The organism is Stenotrophomonas sp. STEN225 (assembly GCF_056756445.1).
Genome location: NZ_JBRRBV010000002.1, coordinates 227,495 through 241,795, shown reverse-complemented (window position 1 = coordinate 241,795; position 14,301 = coordinate 227,495). Strand labels below are relative to the sequence as shown.

Annotated in this window: 11 protein-coding genes; 5 read left to right on the top strand and 6 right to left on the bottom strand. The window is 65.5% G+C overall.

Translation table 11 applies throughout. The features are described 5' to 3' along the window. Nucleotides 1-60: 60 nt before the first annotated feature. Entirely contained in the window at nt 61-1,413 is a 1,353-nt protein-coding gene (gene aptA / locus ACVOJ1_RS03535) for an omega-aminotransferase AptA (protein WP_111185729.1), read from the bottom strand. 147 nt (nt 1,414-1,560) lie between these two features. On the opposite strand from aptA, the gene ACVOJ1_RS03530 reads away from it, so the two are divergent. Together ACVOJ1_RS03530 and ACVOJ1_RS03525 are read left to right on the top strand one after the other, a co-directional pair. Continuing rightward, nucleotides 1,561-3,057, top strand: coding sequence for an aldehyde dehydrogenase (locus tag ACVOJ1_RS03530; protein WP_346480025.1), 1,497 nt, complete (start codon nt 1,561-1,563; stop codon nt 3,055-3,057). 149 nt (nt 3,058-3,206) lie between these two features. Beyond that, entirely contained in the window at nt 3,207-4,487 is a 1,281-nt protein-coding gene (locus tag ACVOJ1_RS03525; protein WP_053516563.1) for an MFS transporter, read from the top strand. Here ACVOJ1_RS03525 and ACVOJ1_RS03520 read toward each other — a convergent pair whose 3' ends face one another. Together ACVOJ1_RS03520 and ACVOJ1_RS03515 are read right to left on the bottom strand one after the other, a co-directional pair. Then, nucleotides 4,488-4,949: a bacteriohemerythrin gene (locus tag ACVOJ1_RS03520; protein ID WP_053516564.1), complete on the bottom strand. Its 462-nt coding sequence runs from the start codon at nt 4,947-4,949 to the stop codon at nt 4,488-4,490. 86 nt (nt 4,950-5,035) lie between these two features. After that, the gene (locus ACVOJ1_RS03515) at nt 5,036-6,379 is read right to left on the bottom strand and encodes a diguanylate cyclase (RefSeq protein ID WP_111185685.1); all 1,344 of its coding nucleotides are present in this window, start codon (nt 6,377-6,379) and stop codon (nt 5,036-5,038) included. Between the two features lie 358 nt (nt 6,380-6,737). Between ACVOJ1_RS03515 and ACVOJ1_RS03510 the strand changes: the two genes are divergently transcribed. After that, entirely contained in the window at nt 6,738-7,148 is a 411-nt protein-coding gene (locus ACVOJ1_RS03510) for a hypothetical protein (RefSeq protein ID WP_227255205.1), read from the top strand. A 39-nt stretch (nt 7,149-7,187) separates the two neighbouring features. Here ACVOJ1_RS03510 and ACVOJ1_RS03505 read toward each other — a convergent pair whose 3' ends face one another. From ACVOJ1_RS03505 to ACVOJ1_RS03495, 3 genes are all read right to left on the bottom strand, one after another. Then, nucleotides 7,188-8,768: an MASE1 domain-containing protein gene (locus ACVOJ1_RS03505; protein ID WP_065176206.1), complete on the bottom strand. Its 1,581-nt coding sequence runs from the start codon at nt 8,766-8,768 to the stop codon at nt 7,188-7,190. Between the two features lie 194 nt (nt 8,769-8,962). Further along, nucleotides 8,963-10,564, bottom strand: a complete 1,602-nt coding sequence (locus ACVOJ1_RS03500; protein WP_164152733.1) for an MASE1 domain-containing protein — start codon at nt 10,562-10,564, stop codon at nt 8,963-8,965. A 98-nt stretch (nt 10,565-10,662) separates the two neighbouring features. Beyond that, nucleotides 10,663-11,940, bottom strand: coding sequence for an NAD(P)/FAD-dependent oxidoreductase (locus ACVOJ1_RS03495; RefSeq protein ID WP_111185689.1), 1,278 nt, complete (start codon nt 11,938-11,940; stop codon nt 10,663-10,665). 161 nt (nt 11,941-12,101) lie between these two features. Here ACVOJ1_RS03495 and ACVOJ1_RS03490 point away from each other — a divergent pair, with 161 nt between their 5' ends. Next, a complete protein-coding gene (locus ACVOJ1_RS03490) occupies nt 12,102-12,863 on the top strand; it encodes a gamma-glutamyl-gamma-aminobutyrate hydrolase family protein (protein WP_065176208.1) in 762 nt (253 codons plus the stop codon). Further along, on the top strand, nt 12,860-14,257 hold the full coding sequence (locus ACVOJ1_RS03485) for a glutamine synthetase family protein (protein ID WP_053516570.1): 1,398 nt from the start codon (nt 12,860-12,862) through the stop codon (nt 14,255-14,257). Before ACVOJ1_RS03490 ends, ACVOJ1_RS03485 begins: the two co-directional genes overlap by 4 nt. Nucleotides 14,258-14,301 lie beyond the last annotated feature (44 nt).

Genomic DNA, 14,301 nt, shown 5'->3' with positions numbered 1-14,301 from the left:
CACGGCAACGGGCAGGAACGGAACCGACCATTGTACCTGCTTGCTGTCGCCGGCCCGGGCTTACGCGGTGGCCCGGATCATCTCGCCCAGAGTGCTGGTGATCTGGTCGATCTGGGGCTTGTCCACGATCAGTGGCGGCGACAGCGCGATGATGTCGCCCGTACAGCGCACCAGCAGTCCGCCGTCGTGGAAACAGCGCCGGTAGACCTCGTGACCACGGCTGCCCGGAGCATCCTTGCGCGGGGCCAGCTCGACCGCACCGACCAGTCCGAAGTTGCGGATGTCGATCACGTTGGGGAGCCCCTGCAGGGCGTGCAGCCGCTCCTGCCAGTACTCGCCCAGCTCGATGGCGCGCTCGAACAGGCGCTCCTCTGCATAGACGTCGAGTGTGGCCAGGGCTGCCGCGCAGGCCAGCGGGTGCCCCGAATAGGTATAGCCATGGAACAACTCGATGGCCTGTGCCGGGCCCTGCATCAGGCCGGCGTGCACCGCATCGCTGGCCAGCACGCCACCCAGCGGAACCGCGCCGTTGCTGACTCCCTTGGCAAAGGTCAGCAGGTCCGGCGTGACGCCGAAACGCTGCGCGGCGAACGGCATGCCGACCCGGCCGAAACCTGTGATGACCTCGTCGAACACCAGCAGGATGCCGTGCTGGTCGCAGATTTCCCGCAGCCGCTGCAGATAGCCGGGCGCAGGCAGGATCACCCCCGCAGAACCGGCGATGGGCTCGACGAACACGGCCGCAATGGTGGACGCGTCGTGCAGGCCGATCAGCCGCTCCAGATCGTCGGCCAGTTCCGCGCCCTGGCGCGGCAGGCCCTTGCTGAACGCGTTGCGCTGCAGATCCAGGGTGTGCCGCAGATAGTCCACGCCCGCCAGCTGCAGGCCGAACTGGCGGCGGTTGTTGGGCAGGCCGCCGAGCGCCATGCCGCCGAAGCCCACACCGTGATAAGCCTTCTCGCGGCTGATGAAACGGGTACGCTGGCCTTCGCCGCGCTGGCGGTGATAGGCCAGCACGATCTTCATCGCGGTATCCACCGCCTCGGAGCCCGAATTGGTGAAGAACACGTGGTTGAGCCCGGCCGGAGCCAGCGCGGCCAGGCGCTGCGCCAGCGCGAATGCCGGTGGCGAACCCATCTGGAAGGCGGGTGAGTAATCCAGGGTGCGTGCCTGTTCGACAATCGCCTCGACGATGCGCGGGCGGGCGTGGCCGGCATTGCAGCACCACAGGCCGGCGGTGCCATCGAGAACCTGGCGCCCGTCCACGTCTTCGTAATGCATGCCTTCGGCCCGTACCAGCATGCGCGGCGCGCCCTTGAACTGGCGGTTGGCGGTGAAGGGCATCCAGTACGCCTCCAGGGAGTCGGGGCGCTGGATGGCCAGCTCGTGCACGTCGCTCGCGGGGTTCTTCATGCCGGTTCCGTCGGGTCCGATGCAGGGACTGTAGCGCAGCCGTCATCGCCCGGGCCATGCCCGCCGTGCACCCGGGGCATGGCCTGTCACGGCGAGGTCGCGGCGGCACCGGTATAACCGGAACGACACGCACTGCAGAATCCTGTCATGGCCGATTTCCCCGACCGCAGCCACTGGCAGGCGCTGGCCGGCCAGCTCTCCATTCCCGGCCAGGCCTTCATCGCGGGCCGCTACGTGGATGCCGCCAGCGGTGCCCGCTTCGACTGCGTCAGCCCGATCGACGGCCGCGTGCTTGGCACCGTCGCCGACTGCGACGCGCAGGACGTGGAGCGTGCCGTGCAGGTGGCACGGCGCGCCTTCGAGGCCGGCCACTGGTCGCAGGTGAGCCCTGCGCAACGCAAGCGCGTGCTGTTGGCATTGGCGGCGCTGGTGGAAGCGCATGCCGACGAACTGGCCCTGCTGGAAACGCTGGACATGGGCAAGCCGGTGCGCGATGCGCGGCGCATCGACCTGCCGGGCGTGGTGCGTTGCCTGGCCTGGACCGCAGAGGCGGTGGACAAGCTGTACGGAGAGATCGCACCGACCGGCCCCCGGGAGCTGGGCCTGGTCACGCGTGAGCCTGCGGGTGTGGTCGGCGCCATCGTGCCGTGGAACTTCCCGTTGCTGATGGCCTGCTGGAAGATCGCGCCGGCGCTGGCCATGGGCAATTCGGTGATCCTCAAGCCTTCCGAGCGCTCGCCGCTGACGGCGTTGCGGCTGGCAGCGCTGGCCAGCGAGGCCGGTCTGCCTGATGGCGTGCTCAACGTTCTGCCGGGCGATGGTGCCCGCGTGGGCGAGCCGCTGGCGCTGCACAGGGATGTCGACGTGCTGGCCTTCACCGGCTCCACCGCCACCGGCGCCAAGCTGCTCGAGCATGCCGGGCGCTCCAATCTGAAGCGGGTCTGGCTGGAGTGCGGCGGCAAGAGCCCGCATATCGTGTTTGCCGATGCGCCCGACCTGGAGCGGGCGGCCAAGGGGGTGGCGCAGGGCATCTTCTTCAACCAGGGAGAAGTCTGCACCGCCGGCTCGCGGCTGCTGGCGCAGCGTTCGATCCGCGAGGAGTTCGTGCATCGGGTGATCGCCCATGGCCAGCGCATGCAGCCGCGTCACCCGTTGGAGGCCGACGCACCGATGGGTGCCCTCGTCGATGCCGCGCATGTGGACAAGGTACTGGCGGACATCGCCATGGCCGAAGCTGACGGAGCGCGCCTGCTGCTGGGGGGACGCCGCGCCGAGGTGGAAGCAGGCGGCTGCTACGTGCAGCCGACCGTGTTCGACCAGGTCCGGCCGGAACAGGCCCTGGCGCGCGAGGAGGTGTTCGGTCCGGTGCTGGCGGTGCTGGGTTTCGACGACGAGGCCGAAGCGGTGCGCCTGGCCAATGACAGCCGCTACGGCCTGGCGGCGGGCGTGTGGACGCGGGACCTGGGCCGGGCACACCGCGTTGCGCGGCAGCTGCGCGCGGGCAGCGTCTGGGTCAACGGCTGGGACGGCGGTGACATGACCGCCCCCTTCGGGGGCTACAAGCAGTCCGGCAATGGGCGCGACAAATCACTGCATGCCTTCGACAAGTACAGCGAGATCAAGGCCACCTGGATCCAGCTGTAGCAGCGGGTCGCGCCCCGAAGGGAGTGGCGGCACCACCGCCCTGAACACATCGCATCGCGTGTGGCTGCATCCGTGTCGGCTGAAACCATCGTCACGCCTGCCGGGTCATGCGTGGCAGAATCGGACGATCCGGATTGCCTGCCTTGCCGATGTCGACGATCACCGCTGCCGCGTCACCCGTGAATTCCCCTCGCCGTGTACTGCTGGCCAGCCTGATCGGCACGACCATCGAGTTCTTCGACTTCTACATCTACGCCACCGCCGCGGTGCTGGTGTTCCCGCATCTGTTCTTTCCGGAAAGCAGTGACCAGGCCGCGCTGCTGCAATCCCTGGCCACGTTCGCCGTGGCGTTCATCGCGCGGCCGGTGGGTTCGGCGGTATTCGGCCACTTCGGCGACCGCATCGGCCGCAAGGCCACCCTGGTCGCGGCATTGCTCACCATGGGACTGTCGACTGTCGCAATCGGCCTGCTGCCGACCCATGCGCAGATCGGGCTGTGGGCTCCGGCGCTGCTGGCGCTGTGCCGGTTCGGCCAGGGGCTGGGGCTGGGCGGCGAGTGGGGCGGGGCGGTGCTGCTGGCAACCGAGAACGCACCACCGGGCAAGCGCGCGTGGTACGGCATGTTCCCGCAGCTGGGCGCGCCGCTCGGTTTCCTGCTGTCGGCAGGCATCTTCCTGGTGCTGGGCCGAAGCATGGGGCAGGACGACTTCCTGCAGTGGGGCTGGCGTATTCCGTTCGTGGCCAGCGCATTGCTGGTCGGGCTGGGCCTGTGGGTGCGCCTGAACATCCATGAGACGCCGGACTTCCAGAAGGCACTGGAACGCAGAGCGCCGGTGCGGCTGCCGATGTGGACGGTGCTGCGCGACCATCCCGTGCCGATGCTGCTGGGTACGCTGGGCGCATTCGCCACCTTCGTGCTGTTCTATCTGATGACGGTATTCAGCCTGGGCCATGGCACGGCGGTACTCGGTTACAGCCGCGAGCAGTTCCTGCTGATGCAGATGGCCGCCATGCTGTTCTTCGCGCTGGGCATCCCGCTGTCGGCGCGCTACGGCGACCGTTGGGGCACCCGCCGGACGATGATCGTGGCCAGCCTGCTGATCCTGGGCTTCGGCCTGCTGTTTGCGCCGTTGTTCCAGCCCGGCAGCCCGTGGCTGGTGCTGGGCTTCCTGTGCCTGGGTCTGTTCCTGATGGGCCTGACCTATGGCCCCTGCGGCACATTCCTGGCCGAGATCTATCCGGTCGAAGTGCGCTATACCGGCGCATCGCTGTCGTTCAATCTGGCCGGCATTCTCGGTGCGGCGCCCGCTCCGTACCTGGCGACCTGGCTGGCCGAGCGCTTCGGCCTGGTCGCGGTCGGCTACTACCTGTGCCTGACCGCGGTTGCGACGTTGGCCGCGCTGGTGGCACTGCAGCGTCGCGTGCGCTGATCAGCCGAAGATCCGCTTGAGCGTGCGGCCCAGCCAGCCCCCGCCCTGGTGTTCACGGGTGAACTGGTTCAGATGTGACTTGACCTGTTCGGCGTAGGCCTGGTCGTCGCCGCGGATGTGGTTGAACAGCCAGCGCGAGAGCATCGTGCGCAGCTCGTCGCTGATGTCCTCGCCGGCCTGGAACCGCAGCCGGTACTCGGCCACGCGCTTGATGAAGACCTCATGCACGCGCTTGTGGGCAGCGCAGAACGGATATCCGGCTTCCTCCATCAGCTCTTCTTCGAACGCGAAGTGCGACATGGTGTAATCAACCACCTCGTCGATCACTTCGCCGACAGCAGCACGCTGCATGCTGGCCTGGGCCACATGCAGGTGATTGAGCATCTCGATGATGCGGCGGTGTTGTTGGTCGATCACATCGATGCCGATGTTCAGATCGTCCTGCCAGACCAGTAATGCCATCCCCGGCTCCCCTTCATGCGTGATGTCGGGGCCGACTGTAGGGCTGCTGCCGGCAGGCAGCGTTGATCTGGATCAAAGCGGATCGATCAGGGCAGGGCGGGCTCGCGCGGACGCAGCGGGCTGCCCATGGTGGTGCAGCTGACCCGGTTGCGGCCACCGGCCTTGGCCAGGTACAGCTGACGGTCGGCCTCGGAAATCAGGCGATGCAGCGCATCGCGCTGCGGGCGGAGGCAGCACAGGCCGATGCTGACGGTCATGCGCAGTGTGGCGGTGCCGATATCCACTTCCAGCGCCGCGATGCGCTGGCGGAGTTCCTCGAAGTAGAGCATTGCCTCGTCCTGCTCCATGTCCGGCACCAGCAGGCAGAACTCCTCGCCGCCGAAGCGCGCGATCAAGTCCTGGCTGCGCGCATGCACGGCCACCGCCCCGGCCACGGCACGCAGGGCGTCATCGCCGGCCTCATGGCCGTGCGTATCGTTGATGTGCTTGAAGTGATCGATGTCGATCATCGCCACCGCCACGCTCTGGCCATGGGTCTGCAGCTGGGGCAGCTGGCGCTGGCTCTGTTCCAGGAAGCAGCGGCGGTTGGGCAGGCCGGTCAGGAAGTCCCGGGTGGCCAGATCCTGCAGGGTGCCGATCAGCTCCAGCTGGTCCACGTTCTGCGACACGCGGCAGAAGAATTCCTCGCGCGAGAAGGGCTTGCGCAGGAAGTCGTTGGCGCCGTTCTTCAGGAAGCGCGGAATCAGTGATGCGTCGGTATTGCCGGAAATGCCGATCACCGCCACCTTGTCGCGCGAGCGCAGGGTGCGCAGGCGGCGGGTGAATTCCACGCCCTGCATGCCGGGCATCTCCTGGTCGACCACCGCCAGCCGGATCGCAGGATGGGACTCGATCGCCGCCAGGCCTTCATTGCCATCGGCAGCCTCGTACACTTCGTGGCCGTACATGCGCAGCAGCGCGGCCGCATAGCCGCGTGCCGAGGGCGAATCGTCCACCACCAGCGCGGCGATGCGACGGTTGCGTTCCAGGCGCTGCACCAGCCACACCAGATAGTCGATGCTGCCGGGCGTGTTCTTCAGGACGTAGTCGATGATCTGCTGCTGCAGCACGCGCTTGCGCAGATCCTCGTCATACACGCCACTGACCACCACGGTGGGCAGATCGCGTTTCAGGAAGAATTCGACCACCGCGTCCCTGTCGCCATCGGCCAGAACCAGGCCGGTCAGGACCAGGAACCAGCCGCCGCTCTCATTGAGCAGGCGGTCGGCCTCGGCCAGGGTGGAAGCGACCACGACGGGCAGCTCCAGGCGCTGTTCGATCGCCTCGCGCAGCATGCCGGTGAAGGCACGGGAGTTTTCGACCAGCAGGATCCGCTGCGGAAGCGGATCGGCGAGGTCGCCATCGACGGCGGCCTGCGGCAGGACGGGCATGATGCGGAGGCTCACGTCAGGGAAGTCTTGGCACGGGTAGCGGCGGTTTCGGCCGTAACTTTAGTGGTGGTAGCGCATGCGTTGTCATCGCGTGAACGCCGGCCGACACGTTCAGTGTCGGGGCCCGACGAGCGGAGTGGCGGAAGTTCTGCTCGTGGCGCTGGTGCTGGATGATGGTTATGCTGGCTGCGCCACCCTGCCGGCGGCCTGAGGTTGACTCCGTCCGGCTGAGGCAGCCCGCAAGCGAGGCCGAGAGCCCATCCAGTCATGGGGTGGCGAAGTGAGTTTGCCTGGCGTTGTCCAACCGAACACGGGGGTGAGTGTGAATTTCTCTGGTCTGCGTTTTTTGATGCCTGCAATGACTCTGTTGTCTGCACCTGCCGTCGCCGAGGCGGCATGCTGCCCGAGTGACGACAACGGAACACATATGGCTCAGGCGGGGCTTGGTGAGTCCCGTCCAGCAGCGACGAATCTGAGTGCAGATCCGAACTGGCTGGTGTATGGGTTCGAGCGTGAGGGAATCAACTATTATCAGGTGAATGACCTCTCCGGACAGGTCCTGCTGATAATCGGCAAGGTTGACACCACGTTCTGGACGCTCCCGGCCGGCAAAAGTCCGATTACCGTGTCATTGCCGTCGCAGCGGCTGGCATTGCCGGAAAAGTCCCAGCGGCATGTGGTACTCAGGCAAGCCGAGTTCTCGCTGGTCGTCTATGGTGCTGGTAGCAACGCAACGTGGGCGATCGAACTGCCGGCTACGAGTCGCTGAAGCATGATCTTTTCCTTGATCGAGGCGGATGAGTGAGAGTCAGGTGATGTCGGCGCGAGCAATCCACGCTGCATGCGTGCTGCCGTGGGTTGCACCCGTGGCCGTTTCCTGCAGTAGCACTCTTACGCGGTTCTGACGTGTCTGCACTTTACCGCCATAGGCCAGTGCACGTGAACTCAGGCGCTCGACGATCAGTTTTGCGGTTTCCAGCGACAAGTGGCGATCTCTGTCCAACAGAGATGCACTGATCAGGATGCCCTGTTGACCATGCAGGCTGCCGCAGCGTGCTTGGATCTGGATCTGCCCCCGTTCGTGTTTGAGCAGCAGTGCGACCGTTTCGGTAAGGGTTCGATAGGCAGCAAGCTGCAGTGCAATGCTCAGCCTGCAGGGGTCGCCCGTCATGCGGGGGAGCGCAACCCTGCTGGTCCGGTCCCAGTTTTCGCTGATGCCGCTGACCTGCAGGGCAACATACAACCCGACCTGCTCGACTTCGGTTGGATACACCAGGCTTGTGAGTTCACGGAACTGGCGTGAATGTGTCGTCGAGGTGTGCAGCAGATCCATTGCAGGTGCATGGTGTCCGTGCATTTTCAGAAGATCGGCAGTCTGGTTCAGTGATTTCTCGACGCCGTCTGCGATCTTCCTGAGATCAAGCGCCCGCTGCCTCAGATCGAGTTCGCTGGCCATATGAGCAGTTCTCGAAAGTCTGGCCGTCTGACTCCCATCCAGATCATGGCGCGCATGCTGATGATAGTGCTGAGTGATGCGGGAACCGAGTAGAAGAAGCGCCGTCCCTGCAACGGCAATGAGCTGCTGCATCATGAATGTTCGCTGGTCGAACGAACCAGGCAGTCCTGATGCTGGTGTTGTCATTGCAATCACTATGTTCAACAGCGGAACACCCACAGCTGCTCCTCGCCAGCCATGGATGCAGGTCAAGGCAACAACCGGCAAAGCCATCACCAGTTGCAGGGATGTCTTGGTGGCATCTGGGAGCTCGACACCCGAGGCCATGAATGCGCCCAGTGATATCAGTAGTGTCAATGCGGCTACGGTAGGCGCGTGCTTCCAAAACTTCCACTCGTACAGTGACCGGCGCCGGATCCAGAGCAGTGCGAGTGGGGCGACAGTCAGTATTGCGATGTAATCACCGAGCACGAAGCGGACAGCTCGTGTCGCAAATGGCACGGAAGACGGGTTCTCGGAGAGCAGGTGGGCCAAGCCCAGTTTCAATGCGGTGGCGATGAGCGCGGCGGAAACCGCCATCGAGAGAAGCCAGCCCTCCGTTGTCGCGGTCATGAATCTGCGATGCGCCCGCACGACCAAGGCTACTGCTGGCATGAGGAACACGGAGCCCAGGATCACCCAAGCCAGCCCATACTTCCCGATGAGTGGATATCGCATCTGGGCAAAGTAAGCATATTCGCCAAGCAGCAGATAGGGCCAGAGGCGGGGAGGGCAGAGCAGCAGCGCAGCGACCCGTATGCCTGCCGGCAGGTAAAACTGGTCGAGCGAGACCTGACGAGCGGCCCAGCACGTGACGGCGTACATCCCAGCGATGAAAAGTCCGATGGGGCGTATCCGGAAGCTCAGCTCGACATCGTTCTTCCACCAGTTCAATCCCAAGCCTCCCTTGCTCGTACCATGGTGGCGTTCCATCCACTCTGGACGTCTACACCTCTGGCGACAGTATCGGCAGATTCCCGCCTACGCAATCGGATCTCTTCTTCGTTACCTGGCTCTTTGCCGCCGACACCAGTTCAGCACTGCTGCGAATTAGTGACATCCATCGCGCTTTGACTGGCAATTCTGTGTCAGGTTGCAGATTGCCGACCTTGGTCGAACGGCCACGGCGCATCTGGACAGTGTGCTGCCAGAGGGGCCTGCGGATAGGTGGCCAGCCCATCCAGCAAGGCGATCCGGATCCTGTTTTTCTGAACATCGACGACCCCGGAATAGGCGACGATCCGGCCCAATAGCTGTGAACGGACCAGTTCCTGAGTCTGTTGCGAAAGCGCATGGTGAGGATCGACAAGAGCGGCGGAAATCAGTACTCCGTGCATCTGTCTGAAGACGCCGCACCTGATGCGCACGGAGATCTGACCGGGCTCATACCTGAGCAGCAACGATACGGCCTCAACCACGGTCCGGTATGCGGCCAGCTGCAGATCCACTCCCAACTGACATGGGTCGCCCGTCAGCCGGGGCTGCGTAACCCGGTGCGTATTGTCCCATGCCTCCCGCACGCCACCTGCACGAAGAGCGACGTAAAGCCCGAGACGCTCCAGGGCGGATGGGTAGATCATGCTCGCCTGCGCGCGGAATTGGCGCGAATGGACTTCTGATGTGTGTTTCAGGCTGTTGGCGACAGCGTGGTGCCCTTGCGCGTGCAGCCAGTTCACCATCTCGTTGAGCGACAGGTCCATCCCCTCGCCCAGCCTGCGCAGGTGCGCCGCTCGCTCTCGCAGATCCATTTCGCTGGCCATGTGCGTACTGCGGGCCAGTTTCATCGAGTTTCTGCCGTCTTCCTCACGCAGCCGATGCTGGCTCTGGAAATGCGTGATGCGCGCACCCAGCAGCAACAGGGCGACGCTGGCGATGGCCATGGCCTGCTGGGTGGCAAAGGTCGCCTGATCGAATGATGCGGGGTGGTCAGAAGGGGTGCTCAGACCAAGAATCATGTTCACTGCGGCGACACCGACGGCCGCCCCGCGCCATCCCAGCAGGCAGGTCAGGGCGATTGCGGGAATAGGCAGGATCAACAACAACTGCAGCGAGCCAGGGGCCGTGATCGAGGCGGGTACCGGCGTCGCCTGCAGGCCAATGACCAGCATGGCTACTAGTGCTCCGACTGTGGCCGCAACGGACCGGGGTGTCCATTGTTCCTCGGCGCGACGGATCCAGAGCAGCGCGAGTGGCGCCAGGATGAGGATCCCAGTGAAGTCGCCCAGCGCATAGCGCATTACGTTGGTGATAAACGACGCGTTATGCAGCGGCTCCCAGAGCAGGTACGAGATTCCGAGGTTGAGCAGGCTGATGATCGTCGCGGCACAGACCGCGATCGAGATCACGCCGAGGACCGTGGTGCGCGCAAGCAACTTCCGGTGCATGCGTACGATCAGCATCACTGCCGGCATGAGAAATGCCGAGGCCAGAAGCACCCATGCCAACCCGTATTTTTCGAGCAGCGGAATCCGCAGATGGGCGAAGTAGGCGTACTCGCCCAGCAACAGGTAAGGCCACAGGCGCGGTGGACAGAGCAGCAAGGCGGCCACACGCACACCTGCCGGCAGGTAGAACTGGTCTACCGAAAGTTTGCGCGTGGCCACGCAGGCGACGGCATAGATGAGCATCAGCACCAGTCCCTGGGGACTGATCCGGATGTTCACCGGTAGACCTTCCTTCCACCACTGCATCCACGTGCTCCCCCTGCTCCTGTGCAGATTATGCAAACAATCGGTGTGAAGGGATCAAGTCGCACTGCCGTGGAGTCCCGTCAAGGGCGCTGATATCGTCACCACAACGCATCCCGCAGCCTGTACCACGACATCGCAGCCACCAGCAGCGGCATGCGCAGCAGGCGCCCGCCCGGGAACGGCGCGTGCTTCAGGCGCTGGAACACGTCGAGGCGCTCGCTCTGGCCGGCGATTGCCGCGGCGATCACGTCACCCGCAAGGCCGGCTGCCGCCACGCCGTGGCCGGAGAATCCCTGCGCGAAGTACAGATTGCCGTCCAGCCGTCCCCAATGCGGGGCGCGGTTGCGGGTGATGTCGACATAGCCGCCCCAGACCTGATCGAGAGCGACGTCGGCCAGCTGCGGAAAAACCGCGTGCATGCGTCGCTGCATCACTCCGCGCAGCCCGGGCGGCGGTAGCGCCGAGTAGCTGGCGCGGCCCCCGAACAGCAGACGGTGGTCGTGGCTCAGGCGGAAATAGTCCAGCGCCCAGGCAGTGTCTGCTACTGCCATGTCATTACGGATCAGGGCGCGGGCCCGTTCGGGGCCGAGGCACGCACTGGCACCGATATAGGTGCCTACCGGCATGATGCGGTGCTCCAGCACTGGCAGCAGGCCCTGCAACCAGGCATTGCCGGCGATCACCAGATGCGCGGCGCTGACGCTGCCGTGCGCGGTGTGCAGGGCCGGGCGAGGCCCGCGCTGCACGCGGGTGACCGCAGAGTTCTCGTGGATGACCACCCCGGCCGCGCGCGCTGCGTCGGCCAAGCCGCGCGCATACGCCAGGGGGTGCAGGTGCGCGCTGAGTGGATCGAACATGGCCGCGCGATAGCGCGGGCTGTCCAGCTGCCCACGCAGTGTCTGCCGATCCCACCACTGCATCGGGTAATCGTATTGCTGTTGCAGGTGCTCGCAGTGGGCACGCAGCTCGCGCTCGTGGCGGGCACGGATGGCGACGCTGGCGTGGCCCTCACGCCAATGGCAGTCGATGCCGTAGCGGTCGATGCGGGTGCGCATGGCCTGCACGGCGTCACGTGACCAGTCGAACAGATGGCGGGCATCGTCCCGGCCCAGCTGCCGTTCCAGTTCGTCCACCTCGCAGCCATAGCCCACCAGCGCTTGGCCACCGTTGCGACCGGACGCGCCCCAGCCGATCCGCTGGGCGTCCAGCAGGACCACGTGCTGGCCGCGTGAGGCCAGTTCCAGCGCCGCCGTCAGGCCCGTGTAGCCTGCACCGAGCACTGCGACATCGGCCTGCACGTCGCCCTGCAACGGAGGCAGGGCGGCCGGCTCCGGCAGGCTGGCGGCATACCAGCTGGCTGGAAACGCGGACGTCACTGCGGGCCTCGCGGGCGCAGGGTGGGAAGACGGGGCGCAGGAGGTTGATCGGCGTTCACGCCCCCAGTTTCGCCGATACTTGGCACCTCGCGCGTGATGGCGACGACTTGCCGCACTCGCGCACCTGCGGGTAACGTGTCTGCACGCCAAGGAGTTTCCCCATGCGTCGCCTGCCCTGGGTGGGCCTGCCCACCGACAGTACGGTGCTTGGCCATCATCGCTTTGCGGTGGCCGGCGAGAAGTATGTCCGCGCCCTGGCCGAGGCGGCGGAGGTCACGCCGCTGGTGCTGCCCAGCCTGCAGCCGCCACTGCCGGCGCGCGATTGGCTGCAGGGCCTCGACGGTCTGCTGCTGACCGGTGCGGTCAGCAACATCGAGCCGCAGCATTACGACGGTGGCCGCAGCTGGCCCGGCAATGCGCATGATCCTGCGCGCGATGCCAATGCCTTCGCACTGCTGGACGAGGCGCTGGCGATGGACCTGCCGGTGCTGGCGATCTGCCGTGGCTTCCAGGAATTGAACGTCGCCCTGGGAGGCAGCCTGCATCCACAGGTCCATCGGGTACCCGGGCTGGCCGATCATCGCGAAGATCCGCAGGCACCCGTGGACGTGCAGTACGGGCCGTCCCACGCGGTCACACTGGTGGCGGATGGGTGGCTGGCGGACTGGCACGGCGAGGGGAGGGTGCAGGTCAATTCGGTGCACGGCCAGGGCATTGCCCGCCTGGCCAGCGGCCTGCAGGTCGAGGCCCGCGCCGATGACGGGCTGGTCGAGGCGGCACGCAGCCCGCGCCACCGCTTCGTGCTCGGCGTACAGTGGCACCCGGAGTGGCGCGTCATGCAGGCGCCGTTCTATCACGCTATTTTCCGTGCGTTCGGCCAAGCTTGCCGGCAGCATCAACAGAACCAACTGGATTCCCGATGAGTTCCCGAACGCGCCCGCGCAAGACGGCAACGCCCCCCGCACCGCAGGAGAGCAGCCTGCTGCGCTGGCTGAAGGAGCGGCGTATCACCGAAGTCGAATGCCTGGTGCCCGACATCACCGGCAACGCGCGCGGCAAGATCATTCCCGCCGATAAGTTCTCGCACGACTACGGTACCCGCCTGCCCGAGGGCATCTTCGCCACGACTGTCACCGGCGAGTTTCCGGATGACTACTACGAACTGACCTCGCCGTCGGACTCGGACATGATGCTGCGCCCGGATCCGGACACCGTGCGCATGGTGCCGTGGGCCGCCGATGCCACCGCGCAGATCATCCATGACTGCTACACCAAGAATGGCGAGCCGCATGAGCTGGCGCCGCGCAATGTGCTGCGTCGCGTGCTGGCGGCCTACGCCGAGCTGGGCCTGCGCCCGGTGGTGGCGCCGGAACTGGAGTTCTTCCTGGTGCAGAAGAACACCGACCCGGATTTCCCGCTGCTGCCGCCTGCCGGCCGCTCCGGTCGCCCGGAAACAGCGCGGCAGTCGTATTCGATCGATGCGGTCAACGAGTTCGACCCCATCCTCGACCTGATGTATGACTACGCCGATGCCATGAAGCTGGACGTGGACACGCTGATCCACGAATCCGGCGCGGCACAGCTGGAAGTCAACTTCACCCACGCCGATGCGATGGATCTGGCCGACCAGGTTTTCCTGTTCAAGCGCACCATGCGCGAGGCGGCGATGCGCCACGGCGTGTACGCCACTTTCCTGGCCAAGCCGATGGAGAACGAGCCGGGCAGCGCCATGCACATCCACCAGAGCCTGGTGCGGGTGAGCGATGGCAGCAACGTGTTCGCCGGTGAGACCGATGCCGAAGGCGAGTTCAGCCCGGTGTTCGGCCATTATCTTGGGGGGCTGCAGAAGTATGCGCCGCAGGCGATGGCGTTCTTCGCGCCGAACGTCAATTCCTATCGCCGGCTGGTGTTCGGCGAGGTGTCGCCGAGCAACGTGCACTGGGGCTTCGACAACCGCACCTGCGGCCTGCGCGTGCCGCTGGATACACCGGAGAACATGCGGGTGGAGAGCCGATTCGCGGGCTCCGACGCCAATCCCTACCTGGCGATGGCCGCCACCCTGGCCTGTGGCCTGCTCGGCATCCGCGAGCGGCTGGCGCCGGATGCGCCGGTCACCGGCAGCGCCAAGGAGCTGGGCTACGACCTGCCGCGCTCGCTGGGCGAAGCGCTGGACGGGCTTGAGCGCTGCGGCGAACTGCAGGCGCTGCTGGGCGAGCGCTTCTGCCGGGCCTACATCTCGGTCAAGCGCAAGGAGTACGAGACCTTCTTCCGTGTCATCAGCTCGTGGGAGCGCGAGTTCCTGCTGCTGAACGTGTGAAAGCGTGGAATAGAAAAATCCGCCGCCGGGGGGTAGGCTGGCAT

Coding starts and splice junctions, on each gene's coding strand:
- ACVOJ1_RS03525 (WP_053516563.1), top strand. CDS start 3,207: ATGTCGACGATCACCGCTGCCGCGTCACCCGTGAATTCCCCTCGCCGT.
- ACVOJ1_RS03530 (WP_346480025.1), top strand. CDS start 1,561: ATGGCCGATTTCCCCGACCGCAGCCACTGGCAGGCGCTGGCCGGCCAG.
- aptA (WP_111185729.1), bottom strand. CDS start 1,413: ATGAAGAACCCCGCGAGCGACGTGCACGAGCTGGCCATCCAGCGCCCC.
- ACVOJ1_RS03520 (WP_053516564.1), bottom strand. CDS start 4,949: ATGGCATTACTGGTCTGGCAGGACGATCTGAACATCGGCATCGATGTG.
- ACVOJ1_RS03515 (WP_111185685.1), bottom strand. CDS start 6,379: ATGCCCGTCCTGCCGCAGGCCGCCGTCGATGGCGACCTCGCCGATCCG.
- ACVOJ1_RS03510 (WP_227255205.1), top strand. CDS start 6,738: ATGACTCTGTTGTCTGCACCTGCCGTCGCCGAGGCGGCATGCTGCCCG.
- ACVOJ1_RS03490 (WP_065176208.1), top strand. CDS start 12,102: ATGCGTCGCCTGCCCTGGGTGGGCCTGCCCACCGACAGTACGGTGCTT.
- ACVOJ1_RS03500 (WP_164152733.1), bottom strand. CDS start 10,564: ATGCAGTGGTGGAAGGAAGGTCTACCGGTGAACATCCGGATCAGTCCC.
- ACVOJ1_RS03485 (WP_053516570.1), top strand. CDS start 12,860: ATGAGTTCCCGAACGCGCCCGCGCAAGACGGCAACGCCCCCCGCACCG.